This is a genomic window from Loigolactobacillus rennini DSM 20253 (genome assembly GCF_001436505.1).
Taxonomy (GTDB): Bacteria; Bacillota; Bacilli; order Lactobacillales; family Lactobacillaceae; genus Loigolactobacillus; species Loigolactobacillus rennini.
The window spans coordinates 1-26,973 of the sequence record NZ_AYYI01000074.1; the positions used below are offsets into that span (position 1 = coordinate 1).

A 26,973-nucleotide genomic window follows, 5' to 3' on the forward strand; every position below is an offset into this window, starting at 1 on the left:
CAAAGTGATTAGAACTTTTATAATTAATTCACCAACAACAGTTGACGAAGAGCCCATTTTTGGTGTCTGATTGAAAATGTATTTAAAAACGAGATTGATTTATTTACCGTTTTAAATTACACGTTTACCAGTAAAATTTGGCGTGATTATAAGAAATCTATTTTATTAAAAAAAGCAGCTAGCTTCGACTACACGATTATATTCAAGATGTGGTAACAACTCTCATTTCGAAGAATTACGGTGTGACTAAACCATTAGAATGGCTAAGAAAATTGAGAAGATTATTATCAAAGCTTAACAGTTGGTCTGCTGGTATGCGCTTTTGGGTAATATCTGTAACCAAAAGAAGGCTACAACAAAATATCACTTTTGTTGTAGCCTCTAATTATCAAAAATTTGTTTTGAAATTTACTTCACGTCTTTAGGCGTTCCGTACATTTTAGGTGTTACAGGTTTTAATTTTGGTTCTTTGCCTTCGACTTTTGGTTTCGTATGATAATGATAGTCACCTTCACCATCTAAGGCTTTACCGGAAGCCCAACGACCATCTTTACTGGCTTCACCTTCAGAAAAGTTGTAAAAATCATAGGCGATGTCACGCCGTTCTTTGTCCCGTGGGAAAGTACTAGGAACCAAGATCGTGCCCTCCTGATCTTCTAGCTCTTTAATGGCGGCTGCCCACTGGTTTTGATGGTAGCTATCCCGGGCAATTAAAACTGACAGGAGATCCTTCACACCTTGATCATCAATCATTTCGTAAATGCGGGTCACTTGCAGGCGGCCTTGTGATTCTGCGTTTAAATTAGCTCGAAAGTCGGCTAATAAATTACCACTAGCAATGATATAAGCGCCACTCCAAGGATTACCAACACTGTCGGCTGGACGAGGACCTAAACCAGCCACAATGGCGTGCTGAGGATTCATCCCGGCAATCATTGCACCTACAACGGGATCCTTTTCAAGTGCGGTTTGTTGCTTTTCAACAGGTGCATCTTCCAACAGGCGAGCCACCATGGTCGCTAACATTTCAACGTGGCCGATTTCTTCAGTCGCAATGTCCATAATCATATCTTTGTATTTTTCGTCTGCCCGGCAACTCCAACCTTGAAAAAGGTACTGCATGGCGACACTCATTTCACCGTATTGGCCACCGATTAGCTCTTGTAAATATTTGGCAACTAAGGGGTCGCTGCGGTCAGGTTGCGCTTCAAACTGTAGTGGTTTTTTGTGAATAAACATGCGTTTTCCTCGCTTTCGTGGCTCGATTAGTTGTTTGCATTAAATTGTGGCTAATTAAAATCAAATTAGGTGAGTCGCCACCTCCTATCCGTTTTGGGGGTAGTTTGAATTTACGGGAATGGCTTATGAAATGCAATAATTATGCATCGTGAGTCTGCATATTGCCAATTAACCGTAAAAGCGAGTGTGTAAAAATGGTTATTTCACGTTGTATATTTTGTAATCCAAAAAGAGCTGCAGCAAAAGTATTACTTTTGTCACAGCTCTTTTGTATAAGACCTTTATTTTTTTGGTTTGGGTTCTTTAGGTGCTCCGATTTGATAATCACTGTCTTGCATTGCTTCAACTTCGCCTAAGCGGTAACCGTTACCTACTTGTGAGAAGAAGTCGTGGTTAGCAGTCGAAGTAGAGATACCGTTCATTACAATTGGGTTAACATCACTTTCAGTATCAGGAAAAAGTGGGTTTTGACCTAAATTCATTAAGGCTTTGTTAGCATTATAGCGGACAAAGGTGAGGACTTCTTCAGTCCAGCCAACTTGATCGTATAATAAATGTGTGTATTTTTCTTCATTAGCGTATAACTTATAAAGAAAGTCAAATAACCAATCCTGCATTTTTTGTTGTTCATTTTGGCTAAGTTGATTATAGCCCAATTGGAATTTATAACCAATGTAAGTGCCGTGAACGGATTCGTCTCGTAAAATGAGCTTAATGATTTCGGCGACATTAGCCAGTTTATTATTTCCGAGATAATAAAGCGGTGTGTAAAAACCAGAATAAAATAAGCAAGTTTCTAGAAAAACGTTGGCTACTTTTTGTTTTAATGGATCTGAAAAATCATGGTAGATATCGTTGATCCAGCGCGTCTTATTTTGCAAATATTCTTCTGTATCACTCCAATTGAAAATTTCAGTAATTTCTGCATCTGTGTTTAAAGTTGAAAAAATGGTGGAGTAACTTTTGGCATGGACAGATTCCATAAATTGAATGTTATTTAAGACGGCTGTTTCGTGTTGTGTCCGCACGTCATGTCGCAAAGCTGCTAGACCATCTTGCGATTGGAGGGTGTCCAGTAATGTTAAGCCACCAAAAACATGGCCTACTAGCCACTGGTGGGTATCATCTAACGTCCGCCAGTCGTCTAAATCATTTGATACCGGAATCCGCGTGTCCAGCCAAAATTGTTCTGTTAGTTTTTCCCAAGTTGCTTTGTCAATTGCGTCAGACACTTCATTCCAATTAATTGCTTGATAACCTTTTTCTGCCATGGTGCCATTCCTTTCTGTACCTTAAAAATTAGTGACCTAAATAACGCAGCTTTCACATGCATTAGCGCCAATTTCATTTTCATCATCGGTGTAAGTCCGAATGTAGTAGATGGACTTGATGCCTTTGTTATAAGCGTAGTTCCGCAAAATGTTAAGGTCACGGGTCGTCATTTTGTTAGTGTCGCCTTTTTTCCATTCGTATAACCCTTCAGGAATCGTTGAGCGCATAAATAACGTCATACTCATTCCTTGATCTACATGTTGTTGGGCAGTGGCGTAGATATCAATGACGTGGCGCATGTCCATGTCATATGCAGATGTGTAGTAGGGCAGGGTTTCGTTGGATAAATAAGGCGCTGGATAATAAATGGTTCCAATTTTCTTTTCTTGGCGATCTTCAATTTTATTAATAATCGGCTGTAAACTAGCTGAAGTATCATTAATGTACGAAATTGAGCCATTAGGCGCAACGGCTAAACGGTTTTGGTGGTAGAGGCCATCTTGCATGACCGCTTCTTTTAATGCTTGCCAATCCTTTTGCGTCGGGATGAAAATGTTTTTAAACAATTCCTTTACCTTTGCCGTTTTTGGTTGCCAAGTTTGTTGGACATATTTATCAAAGTAACTACCGTTGGCATAATCACTCTTTTCAAAATTAGCAAAAGTTTGGTGCCGTTCGCGGGCAATCTCATTTGATGCTTTTAATGTCCAGTAGTTTAGTAGCATAAAGTAAATGTTAGTAAAATCTAAACTGACCTGATCGCCATACATAATGTGTTCCTTAGCAAAGTAGCTGTGTAGTCCCATGGCGCCTAAGCCAATGGTGTGTGCTTGGTGGTTGCCGTGTTGGACAGATGGCACAACATCGATGTTAGAATGATCGGTTACGAAAGTTAACGCCCGAACCATAGTTTCAATGGAATGACCAAAATTAGGTGAATGCATCAAATTTGGAATATTGGTTGAACCTAGATTACAACTGATGTCAGTACCGAGTTTTTGGTAATGTTGTTCGTCATCAATAATGGATGGCTGTTGTACTTGTAAAACTTCAGAACATAAGTTACTCATGATGATTTTACCAGCGATTGGGTTAGCCCGGTTTGCCGTGTCAATGTTGACAATGTAGGGGTAGCCAGATTCTTGCTGTAATTTACTGATTTCATTTTCAAGGTTGCGCGCCTTAATTTTTTTGTGCCGAATTTTCGGATTGGCAACCATGTTATCGTATTCTTTTGTAATATCAACGTAAGAAAATGGTTTACCATAGGTACGTTCAACGTCATAAGGACTAAATAGGTACATGTCGGCGTTTTGCCGGGCAAGTTGGTAAAATTTGTCAGGCACAATGACACCCAAGGATAAAGTTTTAAGGCGGTATTTTTCATCAGCGTTTTCTTTTTTAGCCCCTAAAAAGGAAATAATATCAGGGTGAAAGACGTTGAGATAAACCACACCGGCACCTTGTCGTTGTCCTAGTTGGTTGGAATAACTAAAGGAATCTTCTAATAATTTCATTACAGGTAAGACACCAGAGGCGGCACCTTCTACATGCTTAATCGGGTCGCCTGCACCACGTAAATTGGATAAGGTGATACCAACGCCACCACCGATGCGTGATAACTGAAGGGCAGAATTGATGGTGCGGCCGATTGAGTTCATGTCATCGGTTGCTTGCAGTAAAAAGCAAGAAACTAATTCACCACGCCGGGCGCGGCCAGCATTTAAAAAGCTTGGCGTTGCCGGTTGATAACGCTGGTGGATCATTTCAGCGGCAATGTCGCGGGCAACTTGTTGATTGCCATCGGCAAAATAAAGGGCATTAAATAAGACCCGTTCAGTAAAGTTTTCTAAATAATAGGCGTTATCGTTAGTCTTTAGGGCGTATTGTGCATAGAATTTGTAAGCCGCCATAAAAGATTTAAAATGAAATTTAGCGTCTAATAGTTCCTGATGTAAGGACTCGATAAAGTTGAAGGAATACTTTTCTAAAAATCCTTTTTCTAAATAGTTATGCGTAACCAAAAAATCCAGTTTAGTTTTAAAATCTGGGAATTTTTTTGTGTTAGGTTGAACATTTTCTTTTAGAAAAGCGGCTAATGCTTCTTTATCTTTGTTGAGCGGAATTTGCCCATCTACGGGAATATTGATTTCATTATTCAGCGCATAATAAGTAACATCTTGTGTATCAATTGTTTTTAAAGACAAATAAATCCCCACTTTCTATGTGTAGCCATTATGGCTTGCAAAAATAAAAAAGACTAGAATAAATTAGATTCATTCCAGTCTCATGCTTGACCTTAAGCGACGCCAACTCGAATTATAAAGTTGCTTAACTGGCTGATTGACGTAACTGGTCTGGACGAAAGCCAAAGAAGCTTGTATCAGCTGTTTCAACTACTGGTGTTGCTTGATACCCTTTAGCTTTTAGATAATCAATGTATTCTGGTTCTTGATCAATATTGTGTTCGACATAAGGAATGCCGTGTTCTTTTAAAAAACGTTCTGTCATCCGACATTGGATACAACCGTTTTTAGTATAAATCGTTAAATTCTTCATTGTGATCAACCCTTTTATTAAACTCACTACTGAAGCATCAGCAGTGTTTCATTTCGACTTTATGTACATAGTATAATGGCTAGCTTACAAAAAATCAACGAAAAAACACCACATTTTGTGTTTGTAACATTTATAAAACACAAAATGTGGTGTGCGATTGTTTGGCCAAAACTTTCTGTTAAAATAAGTCTAACACAAAAAAAGACCTGTAGGAAAATTTATTTAGCACGGTTTTAATTTAGTCATGTAAACTTAACTAGTGACAATGAAAAGAGGAATTCTAAGTTGACAAATTATTATTACTCCAAGGCACCAGATGTTCATCATCAGGAATATGCTTGGTCGTTTGAACTACGCGGACAATCCCTAAATTTTGTGACAGATAACGGTGTTTTTTCCAAGCATACCGTTGATTTTGGTACTAGAACTTTGTTGGCCACGTTTTCGTTTGCAAATTTACCAACGGGGGACATCCTAGATGTTGGGGCTGGTTATGGGCCAATTGGGCTAACTTTAGCTAAAGAACAGCCGCAGCGGCACGTGGATTTAACAGATGTTAATGAGCTAGCTTTAAAATTAGCTAAACAAAACGCAGCCCGCAATCATATTACTAATGTGACCATTTTTTCATCTGATCAATATTCAGCAGTAACTAAAAAATATGCTGCAATTGTGACGAATCCACCCATTCGTGCCGGTAAAAAAGTTGTGTTTGGTATTTTGGCTGGTGCACATGCCCATTTATTGCCTCAAGGGACTTTAACTGTTGTCATTCAAAAAAAGCAAGGTGCACCATCAGCGAAACGTGAAATGCAGCGGGTCTTTGGCAATGTGCAAGTATTGGCTAAGAATAAGGGCTATTTTATTTTGCAAAGCGTTCGGGCGTAATGACTGCGTTTGGGGCTAGGATTGTGGTAAACTTAAATCAGTGATTCAAGTACTTGTAACGTGTTGAAATTATGAGGAGGCGCTCTAATGAAAACAGGACAAAAATTTTTACTTGGGGTTGGTGTGACGGCTATTGTTGCAGCGACCGGTGCGTATTTAGCCGCTGATGCGTTAGTTGATAAGCTACAGCGCTATCGGAACCGCTCACGGGTTAAAGCTTACGTTAAAGATAATTTAAACGGTAATCAACGGTTGCTGGATTTTGTTGATCGGTTAACTGATGATGACATTGACCATTTATTAGAAGTAGCGCATAAATTTGGTGATGTTCGGGAGCGTGTTGGCCGTTATTCTGGCCCTGTTAAAGACACAGCTAATGAATTGCGTGATTTATTGACTGAGTATGCAGCAAAGGTACGTCGTCATTAATTTTGAAACTCAAAGTAAAGTTGCAGCCCAATAATATGCGGTTGCAGCTTTTTAATTAGTGGGTTAAAACAAGATAGTTTAATTTGGGGTGAGGAGGAGCTTATGCGACAGCTTAAATTTCAATCAGATCAAGTACCTGTTTTAGGCATCGGTACTTGGCACATGGGAGATCAGCCAGCTAAACAAGCGGCCGAGATCAAAGCAATTCAATACGGTATTAATCATGGGCTGAAGGTGATTGATACCGCGGAAATGTATGGTGCTGGGCGTTCCGAAACTTTGGTTGGGAAGGCGATTGCCCCTTATGCCAGACAATCATTGTTTCTTATTTCGAAGTTTTATCCTCAAAATGCGACTAAAAGCCGGATGCGACAAAGCTTAACAGCCAGTTTGAAGCGCTTGGGAACAGATTATCTAGATTTATATTTGTTACATTGGCGTGGCCGTGTACCGCTAGCAGAAACTGTTGCAGGCTTAGTTGCGTTGCAGCAAGCTGGTAAAATCCGGCATTGGGGTGTTTCTAACTTTGATCAGCCAGATTTATTAGAATTACAACAAATCACTAATGGTGATCAAGTGGCAGCAAATGAGGATTTGTATAATTTAGGAGCACGCGGTATAGAATACGACGTGTTGCCATGGCAGCAGCGACAACAATTGCCTTTTATTGCTTATTCGCCAGTTGCTCAAGGAGATCAGCGCGGGCAATTAGTCGGCAATTCGGTCGTGAAACAAATTGCGCAGGAGCAAAATGCCACGCCGTACCAAATTCTATTGGCATGGACATTACGGCACCCTGGTGTATTGGCAATTCCACAAACTAGTCAATGGCAACATATGCAGGCTAACATTGCGGCTGCAAACTTACGATTAACTGATAAACAGTTGGCTGCAATCGATCGTGAATTTCCAGCTCCAACCACCAAACGGCCTTTAGAAATCATTTAATTTTTCTGCCAAAAAATATGCTAGACTAGAAGAACAAGTGATTAGGTATTGTTCATCAGTGATGGAGGACTTTTAATGGAAAACTTCACGGTGGCAGAAAAGGTCCATTATATGCAAGAAGCTTTATTTGAGGCACGGACAGCTGCTGAAATTGGTGAAGTACCAATTGGTGCAGTTGTGGTGTGGCACCGGCAGATTATCGGTCGCGGTCATAATTTACGGGAACACACACAAGATGCCACTATGCACGCAGAAATTATTGCTATTCAAGAGGCCTGTTTGTTTCGAAAAAGCTGGCGCTTAGAAGAAGCAGCATTATTTGTAACGCTTGAACCTTGTGCAATGTGCAGTGGTGCAATCATTAATGCGCGTTTAGCTGCTGTTTTTTATGGGGCGCCTGACCCTAAAGCTGGGACAGTTGGGACGTTTATGAATTTATTGACGGATCAGCGATTTAATCATCAAGCTCAGGTGGAAAGTGGTTTGTTGGCAACAGAATCTCGTCACCAACTCAAACAATTTTTTAAAGCAATTCGTGAACAACGTAAAGCAACTAAAGCAAAAAGAAAAAAATTAACAGAAGATGGCGCAAAGGGCTAGCTTTTTCAGAATAAATCTAATATAATAAGTAGTGCCGTAAGGCCTTAAGGCAATGGTGCGCTTATGAATCGTGTCAGGTTCGGAAGAAAGCAGCACTAAGTAGGATGCGTCATGTGCCTTTTGTTATTTTGAATTTGAGACAGCTCTTAGTTGACCGTAAACTAAGAGCTTTTATTTTGACATGATTGCTTTTTACGATAGAAAGGAAGCATTGGTTTGGCCTATCAAGCACTATATCGAGTTTGGCGCCCACAGCGTTTCGCAGATATTGTGGGTCAAGAAACCATTACACAAACTTTGCGTAATGCCCTTGATGCACATCAGACTAGCCACGCTTATTTATTTACCGGTCCCCGGGGAACTGGTAAAACGTCGGCGGCTAAAATATTAGCAAAAGCGATTAATTGTCCTAATTTAAAAGCTGGCGAGCCTTGTAATCATTGTGAGTCTTGCCGTGCCATTACGGCAGGTACTTTAAATGATGTGATTGAAATTGATGCGGCGTCAAATAATGGGGTAGATGAAATCCGGGATATCCGGGATAAAGCAAAATACGCACCAACCAGTGCACCTTACAAAGTTTACATTATTGATGAAGTGCATATGCTGTCGACTGGTGCGTTTAATGCATTATTAAAGACACTTGAAGAGCCACCGAGCCACGTCGTTTTTATTTTAGCGACTACTGAACCGCATAAAGTTCCGTTAACCATTATTTCACGAACACAACGATTCGATTTCCAGCGCATTTCAGCCCAAGCAATCTATTCTCGGATGGCTGATATTTTAAAGCAAAAAGAAATGACGTTTGAAGAACCGGCGTTAAAGGCGATCGCTAAAGCTGCCGAAGGTGGGATGCGGGATGCCTTAAGTATTTTAGATCAAGTGTTGTCATTTAGCGATAATCATGTGACGTTAAAAAATGCTTTGCAAGTCACGGGTAGCACGACACAACAGCTATTGGGTGATTATATGCAAGCTGTGCATACGCAAACGACTACAAAAGCTTTAAAATTACTACAGCAAGTATTGGCTGCTGGCAAAGATATGGGGCGTTTCATTGAAGACTTGATTGAATACAGTCGGGATCTATTGCTTTATCAACAAGCACCGCAAATGGTTGAGCAAATTGAATTAGGAACAGTAGATGGGCAATTTAAACAGTTAAGTCAAGATTTTACGGCACCGGCGTTGTACTGGATGATTGACATATTAAGTGATAGTCAAAAACAACTAAGGTTTACCAACCATCCCGATATTTATTTGGAAGTAGCAACTGTCAAATTATGTCAGCCACAAAAACAACAGTCAGCAGCTGTTCCTAATGTTACAAAGCAATTAACACAACTAAAAGAAGAAATCACTCAGTTAAAGCAGCAACTTTCTCAACTACAAACTCAAGGCATTAAACAACCAATTAAAGCCACGGCTAAGCCAAAAACACGGCGCAAGGAAACACAGCACGCAAACGTCGCAGCTATTTTTCCAGTATTAGACCAGGCTACAAAAGCAAGTTTAGACCAGCTAAAATCTGTTTGGACTGAATTATTACAACAGCTTCCGCCCCAGCAAAGGGCACTGATGCATGCTTCTAAGCCTGTGGCAGCTAGTCCTGAAGGGGTTGTCGTGTCATTTGATAGTGACTTTTTGCTAGGAAGAGCAAGCAGCAATCAAGCCATGGTAGATGCATTGGAAAATGGCTTGGATCGGTTGATTGGAACTGCCCCCAAAATTATTTTTGTTCCACAGGAAGAATGGCCGCAGGTCCGGCAATCTTACATTGAGCAACATCGGCGTGGCACACAAAAAACAACAGAAGCAAAGACTAAGTCAAAAACAGCGCCAGTCATTAGCCAAGCAAAATCATTATTTGGTAGTGATTACGTTGAAGTAAAAGACGATTAGTAAATCTTTAAGAAATTTGAAAGGATTGATGTTTAATGATGCGCGGTGGAAATATGCAAGGTATGATGAAACAAATGAAGAAAATGCAAAAGGAAATGACACAAGCACAAAAGGCATTAAATGAACAAGAATTTACTGGCACGGCTAGCGATGATGCAGTCGTCGTTAAATTTAGCGGTGACAAGCAAATGCGTGATATTGTCATTAAGCCTGAAGCGATTGATCCTGATGATCCAGATATGCTACAAGATCTGATTATTATGGCGGTCAATGCAGCATTAAAAAACGTTGATCAAGAAACAGAACGAAAAATGGGTAAATATACTCGTGGAATTCCGGGAATGTAGCCTTTCTAAGCTGATGTGTTTTCACTTATTACCACAGAAAGGAACTTTGCCATGCAATACCCTGAACCAATTGCAAAATTAATTGAAAGTTACATGAAACTGCCAGGGATTGGTAATAAAACAGCGACGCGACTGGCTTTTTATACGATTGATATGCAGCAGGATGATGTGACAGATTTTGCGAAAGCATTGGTGGCTGCTCAGCGTGATTTACACTATTGCAGTATTTGTGGCAATATCACTGAAGAGGACCCTTGTTTAATTTGTCGAGACAAACAGCGAGATCAAAGCACTGTTTTGGTGGTTGAAACGCCTAAAGACATTATGACTTTAGAGCGGATGCATGAATATCATGGGTTATACCATGTTTTACACGGCGTTTTATCCCCAATTGAGGGGAAGGGTCCCAAAGATATCAACATTGCTAGTTTATTAAAACGGCTGCAAAATGATGCCATAAAAGAAGTGATCATTGCAACAAATGCAACACCAGAAGGTGAAGCAACAGCCACTTATTTGTCAAGATTGATTAAGCCAGCTGGAATTAAGGTCACAAGGTTAGCACATGGCCTATCGGTTGGCAGTGACATTGAGTATGCTGATGAAATGACCTTGATGAAAGCTGTTGAAGGCCGACAAGAAATGTAATTAAGGAATCTTGAGCACCATCTTTAAAGTAGTGGCGGAAAGAGGTATTTGGATGTTTAAGCGTAAGCAAGATCAACGTTCTGAACTACAAAAAATCTATGACGAAAAGCTACTCAGCGCAATCTATGAGGCGATGACGGAATGGAATCGCGCAAAAGAAACGGTGACTTCAATTGATGATGCTGATGAAGAATTAATTGCGTTAACGCAATTAGCGCGAGCAAGATATTTGTTTTTATACCACGAGGCACGGATTCGTGGTACTAAAGGTGACCGCTTAATGCCAGGAGCGGCTCGTGTTGAACACGACTTTTTAGGTTAAAGTGACTGAACAGGCTAGAACTAACAAGTTAGTTTTAGTCTTTTTGTTTAGTTAAGCTATCTGGTTGATTCAAATTCAGATTAGACAGGTTTGCGAACTTAAAGTAGAATAAAAGTAACTTTAATGATAGAATTCAGAAATGTTATAGAATCGAGGAATCGACTTGGCAGGTTTATTCATCACATTTGAAGGGCCTGATGGTGCTGGTAAGACTAGTGTCTTAGCACAATTACTCCCTTTGTTGAAGCAACAGGCACAAAAACAAATTATTGAAACACGAGAACCTGGTGGAAATCCAATATCGGAAGCCATTCGGCGAATTATTCTTGACCCTAAAAATACTGCGATGGATAAGCGGACCGAAGCTTTATTATATGCAGCAGCACGCCGGCAACATATTGTTGAAAAAATTCGTCCAGTGTTAGCAGCGGATAAAATTGTACTTTGTGATCGCTTTGTTGATAGTTCACTGGCTTATCAAGGTTCAGGGCGACAAATTGGCATTTCTGCAGTAGCGAAAATGAATGAATTTGCAACTGAACAATTAACGCCAGATCTCACATTATACTTAGATGTACCATCTAAATTAGGTTTAACTCGAATTGCTGCTCATCGGCAGGAACAAAATGATCGGCTAGATCAAGAAGCACTTTCTTTTCACCAAAAAGTTCGTCAAGCGTATTTGGATTTAGCGAAATCGCATCCTGACCGTATTAAAATAATTGATGCAACACAAGCATTAACGACAGTGATTGCTGATTGTCAACAAATGATTATAAGAACTTATCCGGCTTGGTTTAAATAAAGTAAACGGCAGCTAAACAGTTTTGAGGAGTGACGAAAGATGAAAATGATCTTTGCAATTGTACAAGATAAAGATAGTAGTCGGTTGAGTGCTAAATTTGTTGATAATAACATTCAAGCAACTAAACTATCGACTACTGGGGGCTTTTTAAAATCTGGCAATACAACTTTTATTATTGGGATAGCTGATGAACGGGTGAATGAAGTTTTAGAAATTATTAAAGCAACTTCACATAAACGGGAACAATTCATGACACCACCAGTTAGCCTAGATAATACGGTTGGTGGCGAAAGTACTTATCCGATAGAGGTTCAAGTGGGTGGCGCAACTGTGTTTGTACTACCTGTTGAGCAATTCCACCGTTTCTAGGTGATGAGTTTGAAAATTGAAACATTACAGCCAAAATTAATTAAATTATTTCAGAGTGTCATTGAGCGCAAACAGTTAAGCCAAGGCTATTTATTCAGTGGTCCAGCCGGTACTGGTAAAGGGGAATTAGCAACTTGGATTGCATTGCGATTATTTTGTCAACATGTGAAAAATGGCGTGCCAGATGGTACTTGCCGTGAATGTCAGCGAATTTTAAGTGGCAATCATCCAGATGTGGTTAAGATTGCACCAGAAGGTAATAGTTTAAAAATTGATCAAATTCGCTACCTTAAGCAAGAGCTAACTAAAAGCGGAATGGAAACTAACCAACGTGTTTTTATCATCCAGGATGCTGATAAAATGACGGTAGGCGCGGCAAATGGTTTATTAAAATTCTTAGAAGAGCCAGCACCGCAAACCTATTTGATTTTAACCACAACAGCCAAGGGACAACTTTTACCGACGATTATTTCTCGGTTGCAGATTGTTGAGTTTTCCCAGTTGCCACGGCCCCAATTAATTGAGCAGTTAAAGGCGGCTGGCATTAAACCAGCCACGGCAGCTTTATTAGCTCACATGACCAATAGTTTGACGGCTGCCAAGGAATGGCAAGCTAGCAATTGGTTTGTTCCGTTACAGGAAAAGGTGTGGCAATGGTTCAACCACATTCAAAACCAAAATGCGTTAGCTTTTATTGATGTACAGACACAGTTGTCACCGCTAGCTAAAGAGCGACATGTGCAAGAAAAAGTACTCAGTTTAGTTTTGTTGTTATTACAAGATGTGTTAGCGGTTCAGTTTGGGCAAACGGAAGATTTAAGCTTTCCTGAAGCACGATCACAATTATCAACTTGGGCGGAACAAATAACGACGCCACAGCTGATGAATCAATTGCAACAAGCTTTGGCCGCTCAAAAATATTTAAATGCAAATGTCAGTTTTCAAAATACTTTGGAGCAGTTAACTTTACATCTTTTGGCTAAATCAAACGATTAGAAAGTTAAATTTGGGTTGGGTTGTTTGAAAGGTTGGCGATCAAATGAAAGTGATGCAGTTAAACTTTCACAAAACGGGACAAACACATTGGACAACACTTCAGTTAAAAGTACAACCAGGTAAGCAAGTTGTGGTTCAATATAATCATTGTCATGATATTGCACAGGTATTAAAAATTTGCCAGTTAGCACCAGAAACTGTTGCATTAGATGATATTTTAGTGGAAAGAACAGTAGAAACCACTGATTTGGCACGTGCTACACGTAATCATGCAGCGGCTATTGAAGCATTGTACCTAGCACGTCAAAAAGTGCGGGAACACCACTTAAAAATGAAGTTGACTAGTGCACATTATACTTTAGACAAGCATAAATTGATTTTTTATTTTACAGCGGCAGGACGAATTGATTTTCGCCAATTAGTTCGTGACCTTGCAAGTATTTTTAAAACTAGAATTGAATTACGGCAAATCGGTGTACGGGATGAAGCAAAACTTTTAGGTGGTATTGGTCCTTGTGGCCGACGTTTGTGTTGTACAACTTTTTTAGGTGAATTTGTCCCTGTGTCGATTAAGATGGCAAAAAATCAAAAATTGTCCCTTAATCCAACTAAAATCTCTGGTTTATGTGGTCGTTTAATGTGTTGCTTACAGTTTGAAGATGAAACTTATGAAGCAGCTAAAGCGGCTTTGCCCGATTATGGGGCTCGTGTGTTAACTGTAGATGGTCCTGGAAAAGTTGTAGGAATGAATTTATTAGCACACGTCTTACACATACGACTTGATGGGCGTGAAGTAGCAGTAGATTATGATTTGGCAGAGATCAAACAGCAGACTAAGAAGGGTGAAAAAATTGGAGAAACAAAAGCTGTACGATAGTTTCGTCCAACTAGAAGCTGATGCCAAGCGTATGTTGGCGCGAATTGATGAGATGCAAACGGATCTGATGCAAGTTTTAGAGCGAGATGCCGAATTAGAAATTGAAAACCAGCATTTACGGGAGCGATTGCAAGAGATTCAAGCGGCAGCGGATAAAAAAAGTGAACGTCCTAAAACAGCTGCAGCCCCACGTCTATCGAAATCACGTGCTAATTTAAAAAAGCTTTACAAAGCCGGTTTTCATGTCTGTAATCAAATGTACGGTTCTCGATTAGATGATGATGAACCATGTGCTTTCTGTCTAGATGTGATTTATGGGGAACGGCGCTAAAATAGTTGAATGTGAATTGAAAAGGAAGATTTTATGCAAACACAACGTAGTTTTGCAAAGCAAACGACGGGAACACTCTATTTGGTGCCTACGCCCATTGGCAACTTAGATGATATGACTTTTCGTAGCATTAAAGTACTTCAGCAAGTTGATTTAATCGCAGCAGAGGACACTAGAAATACGCAACGGCTTTTAAAACATTTTCAGATTACGACTCGCCAAATCAGCTTTCATGAACATAATACACAAGCACGGTTACCACAATTAATTGCGACTTTAAATGCTGGACAATCGCTGGCACAGGTTAGTGATGCTGGTATGCCGTCGATTAGTGATCCAGGCAAGGAATTGGTGATTGCTGCCATTAAGCATGGTATTCCAGTAGTACCGTTACCTGGTGCTAACGCTGGTTTGACCGCTTTAATTGCTTCTGGCTTAGCACCACAGCCGTTTTATTTCTATGGCTTTTTACCGCGTAAAACGCAGCAACAAGTTGCGGCGTTGGCACCGCTAAAAAACCGAACAGAAACGCTTATTTTTTATGAAGCGCCACACCGTTTGTTAAAAACATTAGCTAGTCTTAGTCTCGCTTTTGGTGAAGATAGACAAATTGTGCTTGCCCGAGAACTCACAAAAAAATATGAATCATTTTTACGCGGCACGTTGGCAGAGGCTAAAGCATGGTTTGATCAGCATCAGCCGCGGGGTGAATTTGTTTTATTAATTGCAGGCAACCCCTACCCACAAACGCGTGCCGATGCTTATCAACATTTAAACCTGCATGATTATGTGGCACAATTAGTGACAGAAGGTCATCCAGCTAAAACTGCCATTAAGATGGTAGCAAAACAACGGCAAGTGGCTAAGCAAGAAGTTTACCGTGCTTACCATCAATTTTAATGTAGCATACCTTAATTAAGGAGGCGTAAAATGGCTACAATTTATCAAGAGGCACATCAGATTGCTTATTACCAAGGAGATACTAAAAAACAAATGACCTTAGCTATGCTAGTAAATGTCGCCATTTTAGTGTCTGAACATCAAAACGAAGAATTAGGTATTACTAATGAGCTTATGCAACAGCATCAAGTCGGTTGGGTAGTAACACAATACCAAATTAACGTTAATCGGATGCCAAAAGTAGACGAAACTGTTACTTTTGCGACAATGGCCACCGGATACAATAAATATTTTTGCTACCGCGATTTTTGGGTAACTGATCAGAAGGGTAATCGTTTAGTAACGATTCATAGTGCGTGGGTCATGATGAGCTATAAAACTCGGCAAATGGTGGCTATTATTCCAGAGATCGTCGCCAAATATAAAGCCCCGTTTATGAAGGGAATTAAACATTTCCCCCGGATTCACCATGTTAATGCTGACATTGCTAAGCGTCCTTATCGAGTACGTTATTATGATATTGATGCGAATCAGCACGTTAATAATGTCCATTATTTTGATTGGATGTTTGATCATTTAGGGATGCCATTTTTAATGGCGCATGATTTAGCAGAAATTAACATTCGTTATGAACATGAATTGACGGTTAACGATCTTGCTCAAAGTCAATTTCAGCAACAAGGATTAATTAGTCGTCATCGGATTAGTACAGGAGAGCGTCAATGTGCAGAAGCAGAAGTAACTTGGAAAAATCGGCACTAAAGTTTAAGTTTTTAGTAATGGTTATGAAGAAAGAAGGGTGTGGGGTTGGTATATTTTTTAAGATGGATTCATGACTTGAGTTAGTTTTTCTCGATAGTTATAATTTCATTATAGAAGATAGGCTTTTAGAATAAATACGTTTTGGAATAGTCTTAATCGGTAGCAAGTTTTAAATATTCTAGACTACTATTAATAATAGTTTAAAGCGTAAGGTAATGGTAAAGATTAATATAGTGATATTTTAGAGTAGGCAGTGGTTTATTAGATTATATATCGTCTAAGAAATCACTGCCTTCATATTACTTTGTTAAGTTTGTTCAACAATTAATTGAACTAGAAGTAATAATATATTTTGAAAGTATCTTATTTAACTTTTTTCCTAGTAGATTACTCACACTTAGTGTTAATAAATGAATAATTAGATTTCATCTAGATCAACATATAAAATATAATATAAATTTACTTATGAATACTCTTAAAAATGTACCATTTACTAAAAAAATAATTAGCAATCACCACAATTACATTGTCAATAATTTTAGTTAGTAGTGGATTGGCGTTTAAAACGGAAATACCGAGCCACATGATGACAATGTCCATTAAGAGCGAGAGGACACGGAAAAAGAAAAATGCGCCCATTTCTTTAAATAAAGCTAGTAAGCCGTGAGTCTTTGAAGAAAAGACCCAGAGCTTATTGGTGACGTAAGCAAATAAAACAGAGGCAATCCAGGCTAAAATATTAGCAAACTGGTAATTCATAATCGGTTGCAAAATCGCAAACGTGATAATGTTAACTAATGTGGTTAGACCGCCGAAAAAAAGATAGGCGATGACAGATTGGTATTTTTTAAATAATGATATCATTGACGTTGGCTCCTTTTTCTAACCTATTTAACTTACCTGTATCTGGTAGTAGTGTCAACCTCGGTAAGTGAAGCTTGATGTTAGTCGTGATTTCAACGATAATTAAGTACAGATTATTAGATAACTATGGAGGATAAAATGGTTAAGACAATTTCACTTGTAGTTCCTTGTTTTAATGAAGAGGAGACATTGCCGTTATTTTACAAAGCTTTGCAGCAGGTTAAGCCAGCATTACGTGGTGCGGTTTTAGAGTACTGGTTTGTTAATGATGGTTCGCGTGACAATACATTGGCTGAATTACGCCAACTACAACAAAAAGATCCGCAACAAGTTCATTATATTTCATTTTCTCGTAATTTTGGTAAAGAAGCCGCGCTTTACGCTGGTTTACAAGCAACTACAGGTGATTATGTCGCAGTGATGGATGCTGACTTGCAGGATCCACCAGAACAACTGACAGAAATGTTAGCAGGGATCGAGGACGAAGGCTATGATGTGGTTGGCACACGACGCGTCAACCGTGAAGGGGAACCTGCTATTCGGTCTTTTTTTTCGAACGCATTTTATTGGTTTATCAATAAAATTTCTTCAACGCCGATTCAAAGTGGTGTTCGGGATTTTCGGCTGATGACGCGCCAAGTAGTCGATGCGATTTTGGCTATGCCTGAATATAATCGTTTTTCTAAAGGAATTTTTAGTTGGGTTGGTTTTAAGACCAAATATTTAAGTTATCAAAATCGGGACCGTGTTGCAGGCAGTACTTCTTGGTCTTTTTGGAAGTTATTTAGTTATTCCCTTGATGGGATTGTTGATTTTTCTGATGCCCCATTAGTGCTGGCCTCCTTTATTGGTATTGCATCGTTTATTGTTGCGCTTTTAGCCATGATATTTATCATTGTTCGTAAAATGATTTTTGGTGATCCCGTCATGGGCTGGGCTTCATTGGCCTCGATTGTTTTGATGATTGGCGGTTTACAACTATTTTGTTTAGGAATCGTGGGTAAATATATTGGTAATATCTACCTTGAAGCAAAGCACCGACCAATTTATATCATTAAAGAAAAGAAGTAATGGCTTAAAATTAACTAATTCTTAAGTTATTTTTTGTTAAACTAGTAATTGTTTGTCATATTTTAAATGGGTTCTGGAGGATCTGGGAATGGATAATTTAACAGCTACAGGAATGTCATTTCATGATTTTTTACGCGCATTACTGCATTATTGGTATGTTTGGGTGTTGACGGCTTTAATCGTTACCATAGGGGCTTTTTTCTGGGGCCAAAAAACGACCGTGCCAACTTATCAAGCATCTAGTACGGTAATGATTTATCATCCTAATAATGATCCTAATCAGCGTCAAGCCGATATCATGGCAATGGCTTCTTATCGTAAATTAATGACTAGTCCGAAAATCCTGGCTCCTGTGCAAAAGCAGTTAACTAAGTTACCAAAATATCAGGGAAATCAAGAAACCTTAGCGGCTGGTATTACAACCCATGTACCCGCAAACACATTAACTTTAAAAATTAAAGCACAAGGGCGTACGCCGTATTTAGCTACACAAACAGTTAATTTATTAGCTAAATCGGTGCAACAACACTTACCAAAATTAGCGCCAAACAGTGGTGAGGTACACATTGTAACCTGGGCTAACCAGCAGCAAGCATCATTAATTAACGGGCAGCGCGTGCCCAAAATAACCATCGGTGGTTTATTATTTGGCCTGTATTTAGGTTTACTAGCAGTATTTGTTTTAGCGGCTTGGCGCTGTTGAGGGGGTAACTGATGTTAACAAAATCAACGTCTCGCGTCATCACTGCCAATGGCTTATATTTAACTGCATTCGGGTTATATTTTATTTATGCTTTTTTTGCAACATCGATGTACAATGATTTTTTGCCAGTTCGCTTTGATTTATTGGTCTTGGCAATTGTGGCACCTTTACTATTAGTTAAAATTATCGTTTTTGATCATTATCGTTTTGGTCAATGGTTATTATTACTCGCAATATTTGCAATCAGTTTATTGAGTGCTCGTACTTCTGGTCGTTATGTATTGATCGCTGTAACTTTATTGATTTTGGGTGCGCGTCAAGTGCCTTTCAATGAAATTGCAAAGACAGCCTTATTTCTTGGTGTGCTAACGTTAGGGTTAATTGTTTTATCGGCGCAGTTTGAGCTGATTCCGAATTTACAATTTATCCGGGACGGTGCCTATCGGAATTCTTTTGGCATTCAATACCCAACAGATTTTGCGGCTCATATTTTTTATTTGCTATTAACTTATGCTGTGGTCAAACAAGGTCATTTTAAATGGTTTGATTACTTAATCAGCTTATTTGCAGCTTGGTTTATCGATGTTTATTGTGATGTTAGACTGGATGTTATTTTAATTATTTTGTTGTTAATCGTCTTATTGATTTATCAGCTCATTTTGAAGGGCGTTAAGCCTGCGATTTGGGTAGGCAAATTAAGTGTGGCTGCTATGTTTGTTTGTACCTTACTCTCTCTTGGTTTAAGCTATTTTTATTCGCCTAAAATTAAATGGTTGGCACAATTGAATCAGTTATTGTCTTCTAGGTTACGCTTAGGGCGATTAGCATTAGACCGTTATCAGCCACAGTTGCTGGGACAAGTCGTACATGTTAATGGTTGGGGTGGCAGTCAAGGAATTAAACAATTTATGAATAATGTGGCGAACAAGGAATATTTCTACATTGATTCGGCGTACCTAAACACTTTGCTAACTTTTGGAATCATTGTGTCGTTAATCTTGTTAATTGCATATACTTGGTTTGCTTGGCGTCAAGTTCAGCAGCAAAATTATTTATTGCCGCTAATTATTGCAGTTACTGCGATTAGTTGTATTGTAGATCAACATTTATTGGACATCTCATATAATATTTTTATCTTAGCGTTACTAGCGGACACTAAAACTTTACAGCAGCCAACTGTTATTTGGAAACGAGGCATTTTATGAAAGTCGTTAAAAACTATCTTTATAACGCCGGTTATCAAATTTTTTTGTTAATCGTACCATTAATTACCACGCCTTACATTGCACGGGTCATCGGACCAAGCGGTGTGGGAATTAACGCGTATACGAATTCGATTATTCAATACTTTGTTTTATTTGGTAGTATTGGCATTAATATGTACGGTAACCGTGAAATTGCTTTTTTCCGTGACAATCCTAAAAAGATGAGTCAAATTTTTTGGGAAATTGAGTTGTTACGTATTTTAGCAATTGTTTTAGCAGAAACGGCTTTTTTTATTTTTCTTAATTGGACTAAGCAATATCATGTTTATTTGTTGATGCAATCGTTGTTAATTACGGCAGCAGCTTTTGATATTTCGTGGTTCTTTATGGGCTTAGAAGACTTTAGAACGACAGTGTTGCGAAATACGATTGTTAAAGTGGCTTCAGTTATTTTGATTTTTACTTTTGTGAAAACAGCGCAAGATTTAGCCGTTTACATCTTAATTATTTCGGGTTCACAATTATTAGGTAATTTATCTTTATGGCCTTTTTTGCGCCGCCATTTGGTGAAAGTTTCTTGGCACGGCTTTGATTTATTACAACATTTGCGCCCAGCGTTAGTGTTATTTATTCCGCAAATTGCTACCCAGATTTATTTAGTGTTGAATAAAACCATGTTAGGGAAAATTACTGGTGTCACTGCGGCGGGTTTTTTCGATAATTCTGACAAAATTATTAAGATGGTACTAGCTGTTGTAACGGCGACCGGTACGGTAATGCTACCACGAGTGGCGCATACTTTTGCTCAAGGCGATAAAGCACAAGTTAATCGCTACTTATACAGTTCGTTTGATTTTGTCACTGCCGCATCTGTTCCAATGTTTTTAGGATTAGCAGCGATCGCACCTAAATTTGCGGTTTGGTTTTTTGGCGCTAAGTTTGCTGCCACTAATACTTTAATTATGCTAGAAGCACCAGCAATTTTAATGATTGCTTGGAGTAATGTCTTAGGGATGCAGTACTTAATGCCAACAAACCGTAACCGAGATTTTACGGTTTCTGTTACAATTGGCGCAATCGTTAATTTAATTTTAAACGTGCCCTTAATTATGTTTTGGGGTGCGGCAGGTGCTTCTGTCTCTACTGTTTTTTCAGAAGCGAGTGTCACGGGTTACCAGCTTTTCGTGGTTCGCCATGATATTAAAATGCGGCAATTATTTGCCGATTTATGGAAATACATACTTGCGGGGCTAGTGATGTTTGTCGTTGTATTATGGTTAAATATCAATCATCCCTTTAATATTATGTGGTTGTTACTAGAAGTAGGCAGTGGCGTTATTATTTATGTGGCTTTAGTATTCGTTTTACGCGCTAAAATTATTAAACAAGCTAAACAACTGTTATTTAGTTGATTCGTAATTGTGTGCACTAGAATTTATTAGATTTTAGTGCACACAATTTTTATGTTAGAGAAGATAACATTATGCTGTTAGGTTTTGATCTTTAACTGTTTAGGCATGGGTTCTTAATGTAAAACACTGTTTTTCAGTAAACCACTGCGCTTTTTCAGATAAAAATATTTTTAGAATGGGCTTCCAAATTATTTCTTTTACCAACAATGAATGTTAATTTAAAAATCAGTTAAATAGTGGAAAACCCAAGCTTAATTATGAATTTCTTAATCAGCTTGATTGTTGTTATAGCAGCATTTAGATGCTTATTTCTAAGAAAATGATGGGCATTGTCTAAGACTAACTTAAGTTTTCATGATAATAACAACAGATAACTTGCTATGTTAGCTTATTCGCGTTAGCTTAAATATGTAGAGTGTTATGAACTAAATCAAGGAGGGATTATCATGTTCACCACGACAAAGCCGGTTAATGATTATGAATTATTACAACAATTTAAGAGCTTTTTAGTTGCCCACAAAGAACAGATTGAAGCATACCCTGATTTAGAGACTTACGTGGCTAATGCGCATGCTGGTTTCTACTTTACCCCGCTTCAAACTGACAAAATTCCGGCACGTTATAATCGGGTCATTAAACAATTAACGTCCAGTGATTACCATCAGTTAACCAAAATGTTAAAACTTTAGTCAAGATTTATAGCGCTAAAGTAATTTTTGTAAACTGCAATTATTTAGCTTTAAAGGATCAATGGCTATGGCATCAAATGTGATTGTCATGGTCTTTTTTTGTATCCGGTTACGAAATTTTGCATTTTTAAGGCAACTAAGAAGTAATTATTGTATAATGAATACATACTGTTTATTGGAGGTTTTAGAATGAACGTACATAAAGCCGTTATTCCTGCGGCCGGTTTAGGCACACGTTTCTTACCGGCAACGAAAGCGATGGCTAAAGAGATGCTGCCAATCGTGGATAAACCAACGATTCAATTTATTGTTGAAGAGGCACAAGCTTCTGGTATTGATGATCTTTTGATCATTACTGGTAAAGGTAAGCGGCCAATTGAAGACCACTTCGATTCGGTACCTGAGTTGGAACAAAATTTAATTAAAAAGCATAAAGACGAGATGTTAAAAGTTGTTCAAGAAACGACTAATATGAAAGTCAATTTATTCTTCATTCGCCAATCACATCCTAATGGTTTAGGTGACGCGGTTCGGTTAGCTAAATCTTTTATTGCTAATGAGCCATTTGTCGTGATGTTAGGTGACGATTTAATGGAAGATAAGGTGCCGTTAACTAAGCAGTTGATCAATGATTATGAAAAAACGCATGCGTCAACATTAGCGGTTAAGCGAGTACCCCACGACGAAGTTTCTGAGTATGGTGTGATTGATCCGGAAGCTGAAGAATTTCCGGGACTGTACAATGTACGTCGGTTTGTTGAAAAACCTGCAGTGGACAAAGCACCTAGCGATCTTGCAATTATTGGCCGTTATTTATTAACGCCAGAAATTTTCGATATTTTAGATCAACAAAAGCCTGGTGCTGGTGGTGAAATCCAATTAACTGACGCAATCGATGAACTAAACAAGATTCAGCGCGTCTTTGCCCATGAATTTAAAGGCCGGCGGTATGATGTAGGTAATAAATTTGGTTATGTAAAAACTAATATCGAATTTGGTCTGCGTCATCCGGAGGTTAAAGCTGATTTGAAGCAATACATCATTAAATTATCACAACAATTGGCTGCCGAAAAGAAAGCAAAAAAATAATCAAGGTAAAATAAATCCCCAAAATCGGCTATTTAAGCCGATCTTGGGGATTTTAAGTTAAAATGATGTATTAATTAAGAAATAGCATCACGCATGTAAGTTGCTAAAGCTTGTTTCTTTTTACCATTAGCTAAGCCAACGATTAATTTGATTCGTGCCTTTTGTCCGTTTAATCCTTGGCAGAAAATAATACCCATTTTAGCTAATTGCTGACCACCACCTTGATACCCATAAACAGGTTCGGCAACACCGTTAAAACAACGGGAAACCAGAACAATTGGAATGTGGTGAGCGATTAATTTTTTAATTGCTGGCAGTGTTTGTGGCGGTAAATTACCAGCCCCAGTGCCTTCAATCACTAGGCCGTTAGTAGACGGTTGATCTAAAGCACTGAATAAAGTGCCATCCATGCCAGCATAAGCTTTAAGCAAATAAACGTGGTCGACAACATGGTCAACAGGGCAATAAGCTTGATGGACTAATTGTTGAAAGAATTTAACGCCATCGTTTTCCATAATGCCTACAGGACCAAAGGTAGGGGTGCGAAATGTTGCGACATTAGTGGTGTGGGTTTTAGTGACAAAACGGGCACTGTGTACTTCATCGTTTAATACGACTAACACACCTTTACCAGCTGCTGCAGGTGTTGCGGCAGTTTTTAGCGCGCTAATTAAATTATATAAGCCATCTGAGCCAATTTCATCCGAAGAACGCATGGCACCAGTTACAACAATGGGGATTGTATTTGGTAGAGTTAGGTCTAAAAAGTAGGCCGTTTCTTCTAATGTATCAGTTCCGTGTGTAATAACGACACCAGCGACACCCGCAGCGATTGCTTCTTCAATTCTTTCTTTAAGTTGCAGCATTTGGGTTGGTGTCATGTGTGGTGAAGGTAAGTTGAACATTTCTTCAACTTTTAATTGGTAGTCTCCCTTAAGTAAATCGTTGTAAGCCATTAGCGGATTATTGACCCCCGGTGCCAGCGCGCCGCTTTTATTTTTAGCCATCGCAATGGTTCCGCCTGTGTGTAAAATTAGCAGTTGTTTCATTAAAAGACTCCTTAATAATTATCTTTGCGTAAATAAACGTGATAAATGTATTCTACCGTTTGTACGGGTAGCGGTGCAACTAGGTAAAGAGATTTAAAATCAGTTAGTTTTAAACAAGATTTAACTAGTGCTGTTAGTGTAACTGCGTTATGCTTATTGGGTAAACTAATCCATTGTGCAAGTTCTGGCTTAATCAGCTGAAATTGGTACTTGGTTATGCTAAAATTAAAAAGCAAAATAGTTATGAGATTGATTAATAAAGGAAGTTACTCATGTTAGTTCTAGCTATAGATACGTCAAATCGCGCTTTAACAGTCGCATTAGCGTCAGATCAGCAATTATTAGGTGAGATTACTTTAAATATTAAGCAGACCCACAGTGAAGGATTAATGCCGGCAATCACTTATTTGTTTCAAGCTGCAAAATTAAAACCAGCGGCTATTGATCGCGTTGCAGTAGCTCAAGGCCCAGGTTCTTATACAGGAATTCGAATTGCAGTGACAACTGCTAAAACACTAGCTTGGACGTTAAATAAAGAATTGGTGGGGGTTTCTAGTTTAGCAGTTATTGCTAGTAACGTTTTATCAACTCAGCGTTTGATTGTCCCAGTATTTGATGCAAGACGGCAGGCTGTGTTTACTGGTGCCTACCAATGGCAACAAGGCCATTTAGTTTCTGTATTATCAGATCGGCACATTAAATTAGCGGCTTGGCTGCCTGAATTATTGGCAACTAAACAGCCACTGACTTTTGTGGGCCAGACGGCAGTATTTAGCGATACGATTAGAAAAATGTGTGGTAAACAAGCAAAGATAGCGCCAGAGGCTGCTAATCTACCTCGAGGTCAGCAATTAGCTTGGCTAGGACAACAAGCACAGCCAATTGCAAATGTACATGGTTTTGTGCCTACTTATCTACGTAAAACTGAAGCAGAAGCAACTTGGCTAAAAAATCACCCGAATAACGAAGGACATGAGCCCTATGTGGAAGAAATTTAGACAATGGTATTGTCATGAAATTTTACCAACGCCAATTAAGTTTACACCACAAGAAGTTAACTTAGATGGTCGTTTATTTTGGTTAAAGCGAGCAACTGTGGCAGATATTGAAGCTTTATTAGCAGTAGAGCGACATTGTTATGCGGGATTAATGCCATGGGACCGATCAGCATTTACTAATGAATTACGTAAAGTTGATGATACGCTTTATCTTGCATTAGTTGATGGTGAAGTGATTATTGCCTTTATTGGCTGTTGGTTAACACTTCAGGAATCACACATTACCAATTTAGCAGTTAAACCGCGTTACCAAAATAGCGGGATTGGCCGTTTTTTAATGCAGTGGATGATCCGTGAAAGTCAACAGCTACCATCAAAAAAATTAACGTTAGAAGTTCGGGTGAGTAATGCCCCTGCCAAGCATTTGTACCACACGTTAGGTTTTCAAGACGGTAAAGTAAAGCGTGCTTACTACGTTGCAGACCGCGAAGATGCTTTAAATATGGTATTACCTTTCACTTAATAGTCGATATGTTTTGGATTGGGAAGGAAGTCAATCATGCAGGAAAATAGTTCACAAACACGTGAATTGATTTTAGCCTTTGAGTCTAGTTGTGATGAAACTAGTGTAGCTGTCATTGAAAATGGTGAAAAAATATTAGCTAATGTGATTGCATCACAGATTAATAGTCAAAAACGTTTCGGTGGTGTTGTACCAGAAGTTGCTAGCCGCCACCATGTTGAACAAATTACGCTGTGTGCTGAGGAAGCTATGACACAGGCCCATGTCACTTACGCTGATTTGACAGCAGTTGCAGTAACTTATGGACCAGGATTAGTTGGTGCTTTATTAATTGGTGTTTCAGCGGCCAAAGCCATTGCGTTTGCTCATCAGTTGCCATTAATTCCCGTAAACCATATGGCAGGACATGTTTATGCTGCTAGATTGGTTAAGCCACTCACTTATCCGCTAATTGCACTACTGGTTTCAGGTGGGCATACAGAGCTAGTTTATATGCGTACAGCTGGTCAATTTGAAATTATCGGTGATACGCGTGATGATGCTGCAGGAGAAGCGTTTGACAAAGTGGGCCGGGTGCTTGGATTAGCTTATCCTGCTGGGGGTAAGATTGATCATTTAGCCAGTCAAGGGCAAGATAGTTTTCATTTTCCACGGGCAATGATAAAAGAAGCCAACTATGATTTTAGTTTTAGCGGGTTAAAAAGTGCATTTATCAATACCGTTCACAATGCCCAGCAGCGTGGTGAAGCCTTATCTCATGCTGACTTGGCAGCTAGTTTTCAAGCAAGCGTGATTGATGTCATCGTCACAAAAACGCTACGTGCAGTTAAACAATATGGAGTTCAACAATTGATTATGGCTGGCGGTGTCGCTGCTAATAGTGGTTTGCGTGACCGCTTTCGTCAAGAAATTGCACAACGTGACCTAGAACTTGATTTTGTTGTGCCACCGCTACGTTTATGTGGCGATAATGGGGCAATGATCGGCGCGGCTGCGCACGTACTTTACGCACAAGGTGTGCGCGGGGATGCTCATTTAAATGCTGATCCCAGTTTGTCATTTCCGTATTTAGCGGCGAATACTACAAAATAAATAAACGAGGCTGTACCGTGAGTAATTAGGGCTCTTCGTCAACTGTTGTTGGTGAATTAATTATAAAAGTTCTAATCACTT

General features: G+C 39.1%; 30 protein-coding genes and 1 other RNA gene. 25 read left to right on the forward strand and 6 right to left on the reverse strand.

Features of this window, described 5'->3' with window-relative positions:
- Window positions 1-408: 408 nt before the first annotated feature.
- The 4 genes from FC24_RS08675 to nrdH all read right to left on the reverse strand — a co-directional run bounded on the left by FC24_RS08675 (window position 409) and on the right by nrdH (window position 5,070).
- A complete protein-coding gene (locus tag FC24_RS08675) occupies window positions 409-1,239 on the reverse strand; it encodes a manganese catalase (protein ID WP_057874493.1) in 831 nt (276 codons plus the stop codon).
- 281 nt (window positions 1,240-1,520) lie between these two features.
- Window positions 1,521-2,510: a class 1b ribonucleoside-diphosphate reductase subunit beta gene (gene nrdF, locus FC24_RS08680; RefSeq protein WP_057874494.1), complete on the reverse strand. Its 990-nt coding sequence runs from the start codon at window positions 2,508-2,510 to the stop codon at window positions 1,521-1,523.
- A 36-nt stretch (window positions 2,511-2,546) separates the two neighbouring features.
- Window positions 2,547-4,718: a class 1b ribonucleoside-diphosphate reductase subunit alpha gene (nrdE, locus tag FC24_RS08685; RefSeq protein ID WP_057874495.1), complete on the reverse strand. Its 2,172-nt coding sequence runs from the start codon at window positions 4,716-4,718 to the stop codon at window positions 2,547-2,549.
- A gap of 124 nt (window positions 4,719-4,842) precedes the next feature.
- On the reverse strand, window positions 4,843-5,070 hold the full coding sequence (gene nrdH / locus FC24_RS08690; RefSeq protein WP_057874496.1) for a glutaredoxin-like protein NrdH: 228 nt from the start codon (window positions 5,068-5,070) through the stop codon (window positions 4,843-4,845).
- 285 nt (window positions 5,071-5,355) lie between these two features.
- Between nrdH and FC24_RS08695 the strand changes: the two genes are divergently transcribed.
- The 16 genes from FC24_RS08695 to FC24_RS08765 all read left to right on the forward strand — a co-directional run bounded on the left by FC24_RS08695 (window position 5,356) and on the right by FC24_RS08765 (window position 16,197).
- On the forward strand, window positions 5,356-5,958 hold the full coding sequence (locus tag FC24_RS08695; protein ID WP_057874497.1) for a class I SAM-dependent methyltransferase: 603 nt from the start codon (window positions 5,356-5,358) through the stop codon (window positions 5,956-5,958).
- Between the two features lie 87 nt (window positions 5,959-6,045).
- Complete coding sequence (locus FC24_RS08700) at window positions 6,046-6,387, forward strand: hypothetical protein (RefSeq protein WP_057874498.1); 342 nt, start codon at window positions 6,046-6,048, stop codon at window positions 6,385-6,387.
- Window positions 6,388-6,489: 102 nt separating this feature from the next.
- Window positions 6,490-7,335, forward strand: a complete 846-nt coding sequence (locus tag FC24_RS08705) for an aldo/keto reductase (RefSeq protein ID WP_057874499.1) — start codon at window positions 6,490-6,492, stop codon at window positions 7,333-7,335.
- 75 nt (window positions 7,336-7,410) lie between these two features.
- Entirely contained in the window at window positions 7,411-7,935 is a 525-nt protein-coding gene (tadA, locus tag FC24_RS08710; protein WP_057874500.1) for a tRNA adenosine(34) deaminase TadA, read from the forward strand.
- Between the two features lie 35 nt (window positions 7,936-7,970).
- Window positions 7,971-8,071, forward strand: an RNA gene (gene ffs / locus FC24_RS11370) — signal recognition particle sRNA small type.
- Window positions 8,072-8,151: 80 nt separating this feature from the next.
- Window positions 8,152-9,840 carry a DNA polymerase III subunit gamma/tau gene (gene dnaX, locus FC24_RS08715; protein WP_057874501.1) on the forward strand — a complete coding sequence of 563 codons (1,689 nt, stop codon included), beginning with the start codon at window positions 8,152-8,154 and terminating at the stop codon, window positions 9,838-9,840.
- 38 nt (window positions 9,841-9,878) lie between these two features.
- Window positions 9,879-10,187, forward strand: coding sequence for a YbaB/EbfC family nucleoid-associated protein (locus tag FC24_RS08720; protein ID WP_057874523.1), 309 nt, complete (start codon window positions 9,879-9,881; stop codon window positions 10,185-10,187).
- A 51-nt stretch (window positions 10,188-10,238) separates the two neighbouring features.
- On the forward strand, window positions 10,239-10,835 hold the full coding sequence (gene recR, locus FC24_RS08725) for a recombination mediator RecR (RefSeq protein WP_057874502.1): 597 nt from the start codon (window positions 10,239-10,241) through the stop codon (window positions 10,833-10,835).
- Window positions 10,836-10,887: 52 nt separating this feature from the next.
- Complete coding sequence (locus tag FC24_RS08730; protein ID WP_057874503.1) at window positions 10,888-11,157, forward strand: YaaL family protein; 270 nt, start codon at window positions 10,888-10,890, stop codon at window positions 11,155-11,157.
- A 163-nt stretch (window positions 11,158-11,320) separates the two neighbouring features.
- Window positions 11,321-11,962, forward strand: a complete 642-nt coding sequence (gene tmk, locus FC24_RS08735; protein ID WP_057874504.1) for a dTMP kinase — start codon at window positions 11,321-11,323, stop codon at window positions 11,960-11,962.
- 39 nt (window positions 11,963-12,001) lie between these two features.
- On the forward strand, window positions 12,002-12,331 hold the full coding sequence (locus FC24_RS08740) for a cyclic-di-AMP receptor (protein ID WP_057874505.1): 330 nt from the start codon (window positions 12,002-12,004) through the stop codon (window positions 12,329-12,331).
- A 3-nt stretch (window positions 12,332-12,334) separates the two neighbouring features.
- Window positions 12,335-13,327: a DNA polymerase III subunit delta' gene (gene holB / locus FC24_RS08745; protein ID WP_235807365.1), complete on the forward strand. Its 993-nt coding sequence runs from the start codon at window positions 12,335-12,337 to the stop codon at window positions 13,325-13,327.
- 43 nt (window positions 13,328-13,370) lie between these two features.
- Window positions 13,371-14,204 (forward strand): PSP1 domain-containing protein, encoded by an 834-nt coding sequence (locus tag FC24_RS08750; protein ID WP_057874507.1) that lies wholly within the window; start codon window positions 13,371-13,373, stop codon window positions 14,202-14,204.
- Complete coding sequence (locus FC24_RS08755) at window positions 14,179-14,535, forward strand: DNA replication initiation control protein YabA (RefSeq protein ID WP_057874508.1); 357 nt, start codon at window positions 14,179-14,181, stop codon at window positions 14,533-14,535. The genes FC24_RS08750 and FC24_RS08755 overlap by 26 nt, the downstream gene beginning before the upstream one ends.
- Window positions 14,536-14,568: 33 nt before the next feature.
- On the forward strand, window positions 14,569-15,435 hold the full coding sequence (rsmI, locus tag FC24_RS08760; protein ID WP_057874509.1) for a 16S rRNA (cytidine(1402)-2'-O)-methyltransferase: 867 nt from the start codon (window positions 14,569-14,571) through the stop codon (window positions 15,433-15,435).
- 30 nt (window positions 15,436-15,465) lie between these two features.
- Entirely contained in the window at window positions 15,466-16,197 is a 732-nt protein-coding gene (locus FC24_RS08765) for an acyl-[acyl-carrier-protein] thioesterase (RefSeq protein ID WP_057874510.1), read from the forward strand.
- 459 nt (window positions 16,198-16,656) lie between these two features.
- Here the strand turns inward: FC24_RS08765 and FC24_RS08770 are convergent, their stop codons facing one another.
- The gene (locus tag FC24_RS08770) at window positions 16,657-17,061 is read right to left on the reverse strand and encodes a GtrA family protein (RefSeq protein WP_057874511.1); all 405 of its coding nucleotides are present in this window, start codon (window positions 17,059-17,061) and stop codon (window positions 16,657-16,659) included.
- Window positions 17,062-17,199: 138 nt separating this feature from the next.
- Here FC24_RS08770 and FC24_RS08775 point away from each other — a divergent pair, with 138 nt between their 5' ends.
- The 6 genes from FC24_RS08775 (at window position 17,200) to galU (ending at window position 23,230) form a co-directional block, all read left to right on the forward strand.
- Window positions 17,200-18,132, forward strand: coding sequence for a glycosyltransferase family 2 protein (locus tag FC24_RS08775; RefSeq protein ID WP_057874512.1), 933 nt, complete (start codon window positions 17,200-17,202; stop codon window positions 18,130-18,132).
- An 88-nt stretch (window positions 18,133-18,220) separates the two neighbouring features.
- On the forward strand, window positions 18,221-18,835 hold the full coding sequence (locus tag FC24_RS08780) for a YveK family protein (RefSeq protein WP_057874513.1): 615 nt from the start codon (window positions 18,221-18,223) through the stop codon (window positions 18,833-18,835).
- Between the two features lie 11 nt (window positions 18,836-18,846).
- Window positions 18,847-20,040: a hypothetical protein gene (locus FC24_RS08785; protein WP_057874514.1), complete on the forward strand. Its 1,194-nt coding sequence runs from the start codon at window positions 18,847-18,849 to the stop codon at window positions 20,038-20,040.
- Window positions 20,037-21,452: a flippase gene (locus tag FC24_RS08790; RefSeq protein ID WP_057874515.1), complete on the forward strand. Its 1,416-nt coding sequence runs from the start codon at window positions 20,037-20,039 to the stop codon at window positions 21,450-21,452. The genes FC24_RS08785 and FC24_RS08790 overlap by 4 nt, the downstream gene beginning before the upstream one ends.
- A 446-nt stretch (window positions 21,453-21,898) precedes the next feature.
- On the forward strand, window positions 21,899-22,141 hold the full coding sequence (locus FC24_RS08795) for a hypothetical protein (RefSeq protein ID WP_057874516.1): 243 nt from the start codon (window positions 21,899-21,901) through the stop codon (window positions 22,139-22,141).
- A gap of 189 nt (window positions 22,142-22,330) precedes the next feature.
- Window positions 22,331-23,230 carry a UTP--glucose-1-phosphate uridylyltransferase GalU gene (galU, locus tag FC24_RS08800; protein ID WP_057874517.1) on the forward strand — a complete coding sequence of 300 codons (900 nt, stop codon included), beginning with the start codon at window positions 22,331-22,333 and terminating at the stop codon, window positions 23,228-23,230.
- 74 nt (window positions 23,231-23,304) lie between these two features.
- On the opposite strand, the gene FC24_RS08805 is transcribed toward galU, so the two are convergent.
- Window positions 23,305-24,279 (reverse strand): asparaginase, encoded by a 975-nt coding sequence (locus FC24_RS08805; protein WP_057874518.1) that lies wholly within the window; start codon window positions 24,277-24,279, stop codon window positions 23,305-23,307.
- A 272-nt stretch (window positions 24,280-24,551) separates the two neighbouring features.
- Between FC24_RS08805 and tsaB the strand changes: the two genes are divergently transcribed.
- The 3 genes from tsaB to tsaD are packed head-to-tail and all read left to right on the forward strand — an operon-like array spanning window position 24,552 to window position 26,892.
- Window positions 24,552-25,277: a tRNA (adenosine(37)-N6)-threonylcarbamoyltransferase complex dimerization subunit type 1 TsaB gene (tsaB, locus tag FC24_RS08815; protein ID WP_057874520.1), complete on the forward strand. Its 726-nt coding sequence runs from the start codon at window positions 24,552-24,554 to the stop codon at window positions 25,275-25,277.
- On the forward strand, window positions 25,261-25,800 hold the full coding sequence (gene rimI, locus FC24_RS08820; RefSeq protein ID WP_057874521.1) for a ribosomal protein S18-alanine N-acetyltransferase: 540 nt from the start codon (window positions 25,261-25,263) through the stop codon (window positions 25,798-25,800). The genes tsaB and rimI overlap by 17 nt, the downstream gene beginning before the upstream one ends.
- A 36-nt stretch (window positions 25,801-25,836) precedes the next feature.
- Window positions 25,837-26,892: a tRNA (adenosine(37)-N6)-threonylcarbamoyltransferase complex transferase subunit TsaD gene (tsaD, locus tag FC24_RS08825; protein WP_057874522.1), complete on the forward strand. Its 1,056-nt coding sequence runs from the start codon at window positions 25,837-25,839 to the stop codon at window positions 26,890-26,892.
- Window positions 26,893-26,973: the final 81 nt, after the last annotated feature.

Excerpts from the sequence above, each read along its gene's own strand:
- FC24_RS08675 (WP_057874493.1), bottom strand. The coding sequence starts at position 1,239 with ATGTTTATTCACAAAAAACCACTACAGTTTGAAGCGCAACCTGACCGC.
- nrdF (WP_057874494.1), bottom strand. The coding sequence starts at position 2,510 with ATGGCAGAAAAAGGTTATCAAGCAATTAATTGGAATGAAGTGTCTGAC.
- nrdH (WP_057874496.1), bottom strand. The coding sequence starts at position 5,070 with ATGAAGAATTTAACGATTTATACTAAAAACGGTTGTATCCAATGTCGG.
- FC24_RS08700 (WP_057874498.1), top strand. The coding sequence starts at position 6,046 with ATGAAAACAGGACAAAAATTTTTACTTGGGGTTGGTGTGACGGCTATT.
- FC24_RS08705 (WP_057874499.1), top strand. The coding sequence starts at position 6,490 with ATGCGACAGCTTAAATTTCAATCAGATCAAGTACCTGTTTTAGGCATC.
- tadA (WP_057874500.1), top strand. The coding sequence starts at position 7,411 with ATGGAAAACTTCACGGTGGCAGAAAAGGTCCATTATATGCAAGAAGCT.
- FC24_RS08720 (WP_057874523.1), top strand. The coding sequence starts at position 9,879 with ATGCGCGGTGGAAATATGCAAGGTATGATGAAACAAATGAAGAAAATG.
- recR (WP_057874502.1), top strand. The coding sequence starts at position 10,239 with ATGCAATACCCTGAACCAATTGCAAAATTAATTGAAAGTTACATGAAA.
- FC24_RS08730 (WP_057874503.1), top strand. The coding sequence starts at position 10,888 with ATGTTTAAGCGTAAGCAAGATCAACGTTCTGAACTACAAAAAATCTAT.
- FC24_RS08740 (WP_057874505.1), top strand. The coding sequence starts at position 12,002 with ATGAAAATGATCTTTGCAATTGTACAAGATAAAGATAGTAGTCGGTTG.
- holB (WP_235807365.1), top strand. The coding sequence starts at position 12,335 with ATGAGTTTGAAAATTGAAACATTACAGCCAAAATTAATTAAATTATTT.
- FC24_RS08750 (WP_057874507.1), top strand. The coding sequence starts at position 13,371 with ATGAAAGTGATGCAGTTAAACTTTCACAAAACGGGACAAACACATTGG.
- rsmI (WP_057874509.1), top strand. The coding sequence starts at position 14,569 with ATGCAAACACAACGTAGTTTTGCAAAGCAAACGACGGGAACACTCTAT.
- FC24_RS08765 (WP_057874510.1), top strand. The coding sequence starts at position 15,466 with ATGGCTACAATTTATCAAGAGGCACATCAGATTGCTTATTACCAAGGA.
- FC24_RS08770 (WP_057874511.1), bottom strand. The coding sequence starts at position 17,061 with ATGATATCATTATTTAAAAAATACCAATCTGTCATCGCCTATCTTTTT.
- FC24_RS08775 (WP_057874512.1), top strand. The coding sequence starts at position 17,200 with ATGGTTAAGACAATTTCACTTGTAGTTCCTTGTTTTAATGAAGAGGAG.
- FC24_RS08780 (WP_057874513.1), top strand. The coding sequence starts at position 18,221 with ATGGATAATTTAACAGCTACAGGAATGTCATTTCATGATTTTTTACGC.
- FC24_RS08785 (WP_057874514.1), top strand. The coding sequence starts at position 18,847 with ATGTTAACAAAATCAACGTCTCGCGTCATCACTGCCAATGGCTTATAT.
- FC24_RS08790 (WP_057874515.1), top strand. The coding sequence starts at position 20,037 with ATGAAAGTCGTTAAAAACTATCTTTATAACGCCGGTTATCAAATTTTT.
- FC24_RS08795 (WP_057874516.1), top strand. The coding sequence starts at position 21,899 with ATGTTCACCACGACAAAGCCGGTTAATGATTATGAATTATTACAACAA.
- galU (WP_057874517.1), top strand. The coding sequence starts at position 22,331 with ATGAACGTACATAAAGCCGTTATTCCTGCGGCCGGTTTAGGCACACGT.
- FC24_RS08805 (WP_057874518.1), bottom strand. The coding sequence starts at position 24,279 with ATGAAACAACTGCTAATTTTACACACAGGCGGAACCATTGCGATGGCT.
- tsaB (WP_057874520.1), top strand. The coding sequence starts at position 24,552 with ATGTTAGTTCTAGCTATAGATACGTCAAATCGCGCTTTAACAGTCGCA.
- rimI (WP_057874521.1), top strand. The coding sequence starts at position 25,261 with ATGTGGAAGAAATTTAGACAATGGTATTGTCATGAAATTTTACCAACG.
- tsaD (WP_057874522.1), top strand. The coding sequence starts at position 25,837 with ATGCAGGAAAATAGTTCACAAACACGTGAATTGATTTTAGCCTTTGAG.